Source organism: Streptomyces hirsutus (genome assembly GCF_001418415.1).
Lineage (GTDB): Bacteria > Actinomycetota > Actinomycetes > Streptomycetales > Streptomycetaceae > Streptomyces > Streptomyces hirsutus.
On record NZ_LIQT01000209.1, the window covers coordinates 23,961 to 30,216 of the forward strand.

Consider the following 6,256-nt stretch of genomic DNA (forward strand, 5'->3'; position numbering starts at 1 on the left):
CACCCGATGCATGGCACCGCGTTGGTGCGTATTCGGCGCGTTGCCGCCGCACCGGCGGGACCAGCCTGCCTCTGACCAGGGTGGGGCCGGCTCGCGTGGTCCCTTACCCGGCTCCGCTACCGTGCGCGTTTCCCCTTGACCGCACTGGCTGCGACTGTCGGACAGACCACGGCCGGGTGCCTGCTCCCGCTGAGCCCGGCGTTCACTGCCATGGGGCACAGGGGGGTGGCAGCGCGGACCAGCGCCGCGACCGCCGTCAAGCGGCTGTGTGGGGCCAGGCGATGACCGTGGTGACGTGGGGGCGTCGAGGACTGGTACGGCGGTCAGACCCTTGCGGAGGCCGGTACGGCCCGACTCCGGGACGACCGCGCAGGCGCGGCCGAGGGCGATGAGCTGGCTGAGCCGCGTGTGGTCGCGCACCTGCGGGCCGCGGCCGTTCGGGAAGGTGCCGTCGGGGCGCGGCCAGCGGGGCAGGGGAAGGTCGGTGACCTCGGCGAGCCGCAGGTGGGGACGGGCACTGAGGGAGTGGCCCACTGGGAGGATCGCCACCTGACCCTCGGTGTGCATGTTTTCGGTGTCGAAGCCGGCCGTGTCGTCGAACGGCCGGTGGAGCAGGGCTACGTCGGCCCGGCCGTCGCGCAGCACCCGTACTTGCTCGCCCGGCCCGCACAGCACGACGTCCACGGCAATGGCGCCGGGCTCGGCTGCGTAGGCGTCGAGGAGTTTCGCCAGCAGTTCACCAGAGGCGCCCGCCTTCGCGGCGAGGACCACGGCGGGGCGGCCGGTCGCGGCAGGGGCTGCCCGGCGGGTGCGCCGCTCGGCGGCCTCGACGGCGTCCAGCGCCACCCGCGCCTCCCGCAGCGGTACCGCCCCGGCCTCGGTCAGGGTGACGCCCCGGCTGCCGCGCTCCAGCCGGGGCGGACTCCCTCTCACCACTGCGGCCTGAATCGTCCCGGCGATGCGGTCACAGCGGCAGACAGCCGGGCCGTCGATCACTTGACATGTGCGGCGATGGTCTGTGCGCACTCCATCGCTTCCACATGCGTGGTGTCCACCTCCAGGTCATAGGTCACGCCCTGGTGGACCACTTCCGCCTGGGATGCGGCCATTCCGATGGTCCGATCACCTCGTGCGACCTCACGACCTGTGGCTACCGCAGCGTCACACCTGACACCGACCCACAGCGCCCGCAGTTCGCCCAAGGCTTTCTGCCATCGCTGCTGCGATTCCGCTCCGCCGAGGAAGACCTCGTCGACGATGACCCGGACGCCGGCACGGGCCATCGCGGCGACCCCCTCGATCCATGCCGCTTCCAGCGTTCGGAACTCCGGACCGACGATCACCGCTCCGTCCGGAGCGAACTCGATCCCGCCATCCGACGCCTGCATGGACGCCGGCATCGCCTCAACCAGCGTGTCTGTCCCCAGGGCCAGCCACGGATCCGGCAGTACTGCCTGCAGACACCGAACGATCCCGGACTTCCCCGAGCTGGAACCACCATTGAGAACGATCACCTGAGTCATCACCGCGCCACAGTAGAGGCACCAGGGCAAGGCTCGAAACGAATTTTCGCGAACCCTGCACCACCAGCCACAACCCGACGAACCTTCCCGGTCAGAGCCCTGGGTTCGCCTTCAAACGGATCTTTTCCAGAGTGGAAACGACGCGAGACTGACCGCTGCTTCGTACGACGGGGCGGTCTTTTCGTATCTGGTGGCGATTCCACGGAAGCCCTTGAGGCGGTTGAAACAGCACTCAACGATGTTGCGTCGTCGGTGGATCTCCCGGTCGAGTCCTGGTGGTCAACCGCCGCGACGGCCGCGGTTGTGCCGGTGACACCGCTGGTCGGTATTCTCCGGGACGGCGTGTGCGATGCCGCGTTTGCGCAGGTAGGCGCGGAAGCCTCGGGAGCTGTAGGCCTTGTCCGCGATGACCTGATCAGGCCTGCAGTGTGGCCGGCCCGGACCGGTCCGCGGGACGCGGATGCGTTCCGGGAAGGGGCGTGCGCAGAGACTGTCGTGGCGTTGGCCCGGTATCGGCGGGATCGCGAGGGGACGACCGCGGCCATCGCAGGCGAGGTGGATGAGCTGGGAGGATCCGTTTCTGCTTTCTCCGTATCCAGTCCTGCATCAGACAACGTTCGCCCCGTTGTCGGTTGACGGTGCCAGCCCATGCTGAGTGGCCCGGTCTACTCGGCGTCGAGCTGGTGGTCGGCCCAGACGTAGCTTTCGGGCAGCAAGTCGGTGATAGGGACGGTTCGGACGCGGTCGCCTTCGCCAACGATGACCTTGAGGGCGGGGAAGTAGTCGAGAAGGACCTGACGGCACCGACCGCACGGGGGAACAACCCCCCGGTCGCGGTCGCCCACAGCAACGACCGTGTCCAGGTCGTAGGCGCCCTGCGCGGCTGCCGCACCGATGAGGACCAGCTCCGCGCACGGTCCTCCCGTGAAGTGGTAGGCGTTCACCGCGGTGACAATCCGGCCGTCCCGGGCACGGGCCGCGGCTGCCATGGTGTGGTTGTCACCCCGGCAGCGAGTGCGAGCCACGTGCGCCGCGGCTTGGATGAGTTCGTGATCGACGTGGTGGGTCTGCGTGGTCATCTTCTCTGCCTTCATCAGGTGTCAGGCGACGTTGATCCGGGTGACGATGGTGCGCAAGCGAATATCGGCGGTGTGCTTGTTCCGCCAGATGATGTAGCGGCGGATCATGCTGCCCTGCTCCTTGTGGCCGGCGTGGTCGGTGCCGTCCAGCGTGAAGTAACGCAGGGCGGTGAACTGGGCCTCGATGCGGTTCAGCCAGGAGCTGTTGGTCGGGGTGTAGGCGAACTCGACGTTGTGAGCAGTGGCCCAGTCACCGACGCGGGTGTCCTTCTTCGTGGTCAGGTGCGGGAGAAGTCGTCGAGCCCGATCGCGATGCGGATCTCGGGCGGGTAGAGGCTGCGCAGGTAGCGGCAGAACTCCAGGAATTTCGTGCGGTTCTTCTTCGGCTTGATGTGGCCGTAGAGCTTGTCCTTGCCCAGGTCGTAGGCGGCAAACAGGTGCCGGACTCCGTGCGGGCGACCGCCGAGACCGGGACGCCGTAGTCGTCAGGAGCCGGATCGTTCACCCCGGCGGCTTCGGCGGCCTGCAGGATCCAGGGAACGTGGATGTGCAGATCCATCAGGTCGCGCGCTCCCCGAGCCGTCTGCTGAGCTTCCTCGGCCTCACCGAAGAGCATTTGGCGTGCGGCCGGGAAGCGGCCGGCCGAGTCCACCGCACGCACTCCGGCACGTCCCTGCGTACGTCGCGTCGATGGGCCCCGGCGCAGCTCCCGGCATCGCCGAGCGCCGCCAGTACGCGCTGGCGGCGCTCAGTGACGCCGTTCCGCTTCAGGCGCTTACGGTCTTCTCGAGCGCGGCGAGACCATCGGTGTAGATGCCGTGGAAAAGATCCTCGGCTTCGGCGTCGCTGACCCCTACGGGGGTGAACGTGCCGGACCATTCGATGCGCGAGGCGTGAGGGCTGCCGGGGACGGCGTGGACGCGCAGAGTGGAGAGGTAGCCGGTCACCGGGAAGGGCGCCTGTTCGATGGCGTAGGAGTAGCTGCGCGCATCGTGGTCGAAGGCCTGGAGGCGCTCGATGATGACACCGCCGTCCTGGTTGGTCAGGCGGCGCACACGGCCGCCTTCGCTCAGTTCGCTCTCAGGGATGTAGGGGAGCCAGTCGGGCAGGGATCCGAAACCGCCGATGAGCTGCCAGACACGGTCGGGGTCCTGCGGTAGGTCGAGGGATGCTGTGGTGGTGGCCATGGTGGGTGCTTTCTGTGGTGTGCTGCGGAGTGTCAGGCGGTGGGGGCGTGGGCGGCGATGAGCTTCTCGTCGCGCAGGGCGGCCCAGAAGGCGACCGGGACGCTCTCGGAGAGGGCGGCGATGTCCTCGGCGATGCGGCTGGGCCGGGTGGCGCCGGGTATGACGGCTGCCGTGGCGGGGTGGGCCAGTGCGAACTGCAGCGCTGCGGCCTTGACGCTCACACCGTGCTCGGCGACGAGGGTCTTGATCCGCTCGACCCTGGTGATGATCTCCGCCGGGGCCTGCTGGTACTCGAAGTGTCGGCCGCCGGCGAGGACGCCGGAGCTGTAGGGGCCTCCGACGACCATGTCAATACCCTGCTCGATGGCGGTGGGCAGCAGGCGCTGCAGGGCCCGGTTGTGGTCGAGGAGGGTGTAGCGGCCGGCCAGGAGGAACGCGTCGGGCCGGGGTTCGTTCAGGTCGAGGGTGAGCTCGATCGGCTCCACACGGTTGACGCCGAGGCCCCACGCCTTGATGACGCCTTCTTCGCGGAGCCGCTGCAGCACGCGGAAAGCGCCGGTGCGCGCGGTCTCGTAGACGGCCAGCCAGTGGTCGCCGTGGAAGTCCTGGGCGACGTCGTGTACCCAGACGATGTCGAGGCGGTCCGTCTTCAGGCGTGTGAGGCTGTCCTCGATGGAGCGCAGGGTGGCGTCCGCCGTGTAGTCGTCGATCACCTTGTTCGGGCGGCCGTATGCGAAGAGGCCGCCTTTTTCGCCCAGGTCTCGGGTGGTGGGGTCCTCCAGCTCGTCCAGGATGACGCGGCCCACTTTGGTGCTGAGCACGAACTCGTCGCGCGGTCGGCCGGCGAGAATCTCGCCCAGTCGGATCTCGGACAGGCCGGCGCCGTAGAACGGGGCGGTGTCGAAGTAGCGGATGCCCTGGTTCCAGGCGGCCTCGACGGTGGCCGCGGCCTCCTCGTCCGGGATGCTGCGGAACATGTTGCCCAGCGGTGCGGTACCGAAGCCGAGGGTGCCCGGCAGAAGGGACTTGATGCCCATGGGGAAGATCCTTCTTTTCATTGCGTGACGCAGAGTTCGTGGGTTTTTCCGCTCTGCGGCTCTTGCTCTGTCGAGGTTAGGATCGACGGGTAAGACTGTCCAAGACTTGCTTGGACAGACTTGAGTCCCAGGAGGTCTTACATGCTTGACCTGCGCCAACTCCGGTATTTCGTGGCCGTCGCCGAAGAGGAACACGTCGGCCGGGCCGCCGAACGCCTGCACATCTCGCAGTCGCCGTTGAGCCGGCAGATCGCTCAGCTGGAGAAGAGCCTGGGCCTCACGCTGTTCGAGCGCAGCCAGCAGCGCATCCGGCTCACCTCCGACGGCCGCGTCTTCCTCACCGAGGCCACGGCCCTGCTGCGGCACGCGGACCGGCTGGAGAACCTGGGCCGGCGTCTCGGCCGGGGCGAGGAGGGCGGCCTGTGTGTGGGATACGTGGGCGACGCCATGCACACCGGTCTCCTGCCCCGGGCCCTGCGGGAGCTGCACGACGACCGTCCTGGGATCCACGTCGCCCTCTACGACCTGACCGCATCGCAGCAGTTCGAGGGGCTGCGCCAACGCAGCCTGGATATCGCCCTGGTCCCGCAGGCACCGCCCGAGACCGATCCGGACCTGCGGAGCGCCCTCCTCCTCGAGGACCCCCTGTTCCTGGCCATGCCGACCAGCCACCCCCTCGCCGACGTGGGGGAGATCCCGCCCGGGGACCTCGACGCCCAGCCATGGGTGGCCTTGGAAGACAGCCAGGATCTCACCTGGCGGGACGGCTTCGTCGCATCCTGCGCCGCCGTCGGCTTCACCCCCGACATCCGGCTCGAGGCGCCGGACCCCCTCACCGCACTCGGCCTCGTCGCATCGGGGCTCGGCATGGCGTTCGTGCAGAAGAGCATGCTGCGCGGCCGCATCCCAGGAGTCACGGTCCGCGACCTCCCCTGGTTCCAGAGATCCGTGCGCCTGTGGGCCGCCTGGCACCGGATCGATCTCCGCCCAGTCGTCGCCTCCTTCCGCTCGACCGTCCTGAGTACCGGAAACCAGGAACACGAACTCACTGTCTGAACCCCTGCGCCACGGCATCACGCTGTCACCGACGTCCCGGCCGCGCCTGGAACCACCGGTGTCGTTTCATCGGATGCTCCCGCCGGAGCGCCATCCGGGCACTCCTCGGGCGGCGGAGCGGGCCGGTGGACCCACGCACGGCGTCAGGGGTTCGCCGACGACCTGACGCACCGCACCCGCTGCTGCTCGCCAGACCCAACCGTGCGCATTCGGCCGAAGAGGACAGTGCACCTGACGAATGGCGCCTTCCGCCGAAGTCGTACGGGTGCGAGTGCCAACGCCCGGTGCACCGGAACCGTCGCGGTCCGGCCGCCCCCGACCGCAACGCACCTCCCCCTTCCCCCTTTGAGGGTCCTTGGCCTGGTCCGGTGCGG

At 68.7% G+C, this 6,256-nt stretch carries 6 protein-coding genes and 3 pseudogenes; 1 reads left to right on the top strand and 8 read right to left on the bottom strand.

All coding sequences use genetic code 11. The features are described 5' to 3' along the window. Window positions 1-116: 116 nt before the first annotated feature. The 8 genes and pseudogenes from AOK11_RS16980 to AOK11_RS17005 form a co-directional block, all read right to left on the bottom strand. A pseudogene (locus AOK11_RS16980) lies at window positions 117-912 on the bottom strand (LysR substrate-binding domain-containing protein); the annotation flags it as partial. 80 nt (window positions 913-992) lie between these two features. After that, a complete protein-coding gene (gene cpt, locus AOK11_RS16985; protein ID WP_055594565.1) occupies window positions 993-1,523 on the bottom strand; it encodes a chloramphenicol phosphotransferase CPT in 531 nt (176 codons plus the stop codon). A 279-nt stretch (window positions 1,524-1,802) separates the two neighbouring features. Beyond that, complete coding sequence (locus AOK11_RS46765) at window positions 1,803-2,084, bottom strand: transposase (protein WP_079034904.1); 282 nt, start codon at window positions 2,082-2,084, stop codon at window positions 1,803-1,805. Window positions 2,085-2,188: 104 nt separating this feature from the next. Then, on the bottom strand, window positions 2,189-2,602 hold the full coding sequence (locus AOK11_RS16990) for a cytidine/deoxycytidylate deaminase family protein (RefSeq protein WP_055594566.1): 414 nt from the start codon (window positions 2,600-2,602) through the stop codon (window positions 2,189-2,191). Between the two features lie 21 nt (window positions 2,603-2,623). After that, window positions 2,624-3,060: pseudogene (locus AOK11_RS46420) on the bottom strand (transposase); the annotation flags it as partial. Further along, a pseudogene (locus AOK11_RS45020) lies at window positions 3,054-3,161 on the bottom strand (fic family toxin-antitoxin system, toxin component); the annotation flags it as partial. The pseudogenes AOK11_RS45020 and AOK11_RS46420, both read right to left, overlap by 7 nt. A 208-nt stretch (window positions 3,162-3,369) precedes the next feature. Next, window positions 3,370-3,789 (bottom strand): SRPBCC family protein, encoded by a 420-nt coding sequence (locus AOK11_RS17000; protein ID WP_055594567.1) that lies wholly within the window; start codon window positions 3,787-3,789, stop codon window positions 3,370-3,372. 32 nt (window positions 3,790-3,821) lie between these two features. Further along, window positions 3,822-4,826 carry an aldo/keto reductase gene (locus tag AOK11_RS17005; RefSeq protein ID WP_055594568.1) on the bottom strand — a complete coding sequence of 335 codons (1,005 nt, stop codon included), beginning with the start codon at window positions 4,824-4,826 and terminating at the stop codon, window positions 3,822-3,824. 141 nt (window positions 4,827-4,967) lie between these two features. Here AOK11_RS17005 and AOK11_RS17010 point away from each other — a divergent pair, with 141 nt between their 5' ends. Continuing rightward, window positions 4,968-5,882: a LysR substrate-binding domain-containing protein gene (locus tag AOK11_RS17010; protein WP_055594569.1), complete on the top strand. Its 915-nt coding sequence runs from the start codon at window positions 4,968-4,970 to the stop codon at window positions 5,880-5,882. The last annotated feature ends 374 nt before the right edge of the window (window positions 5,883-6,256 follow it).

What these genes read in the sequence shown, in the direction of transcription:
- AOK11_RS17005 (WP_055594568.1), bottom strand. Translation starts at nt 4,826, where the DNA reads ATGGGCATCAAGTCCCTTCTGCCGGGCACCCTCGGCTTCGGTACCGCA.
- cpt (WP_055594565.1), bottom strand. Translation starts at nt 1,523, where the DNA reads ATGACTCAGGTGATCGTTCTCAATGGTGGTTCCAGCTCGGGGAAGTCC.
- AOK11_RS17000 (WP_055594567.1), bottom strand. Translation starts at nt 3,789, where the DNA reads ATGGCCACCACCACAGCATCCCTCGACCTACCGCAGGACCCCGACCGT.
- AOK11_RS17010 (WP_055594569.1), top strand. Translation starts at nt 4,968, where the DNA reads ATGCTTGACCTGCGCCAACTCCGGTATTTCGTGGCCGTCGCCGAAGAG.
- AOK11_RS16990 (WP_055594566.1), bottom strand. Translation starts at nt 2,602, where the DNA reads ATGACCACGCAGACCCACCACGTCGATCACGAACTCATCCAAGCCGCG.